Raw genomic sequence first — 349 nt, 5'->3', positions numbered from 1 at the left:
CCGGAAGAGGAGCCCGGCCTGATCGCGCGTGGTGGCGGCGCAGTAGCCCTGCGGCGCGGCCTCGCGGTCGAAGAGCGCGGTGAAGAGGGCAGGCACCGCCGTGTCGGTGGTCTTGCCGTTCTTCTTCGCCACCTGATGATAGGTGGTGCGGAAGCGGCGGAGCCCGCCTTCCTTCTTCCAGCCGAAGACCGAGCCGTGGCGGAAGGCCTGCCAGGGCCGCAGCGTGAGCGGGCGCCCGGCGAGCGGCCCGGTCGTGTGCTGGATCAGCTCGGCGAAGTTCAGCACCCGGCTCGCGGCGCGGCAGTCGAACCAGAGCCCGCGGTCGCGCCCGGTCTCGAGGTCGGTCAGG

Annotated in this window: 1 protein-coding gene; it reads right to left on the bottom strand. The window is 72.5% G+C overall.

Annotation, left to right across the window (positions count from 1 at the left end; genetic code table 11):
- Nucleotides 1-349, bottom strand: a 349-nt coding sequence (locus ACTVZP_RS22365) for a terminase large subunit domain-containing protein (protein WP_443214323.1), incomplete at both ends; no start/stop codon positions are given.

This window comes from Rhodobacter sp. NSM, from assembly GCF_052244495.1.
Taxonomy (GTDB): Bacteria; Pseudomonadota; Alphaproteobacteria; order Rhodobacterales; family Rhodobacteraceae; genus Cereibacter_A.
Note: the sequence above shows the minus strand (reverse complement) of the source record. Positions and strands in the feature narration are given on the sequence as shown.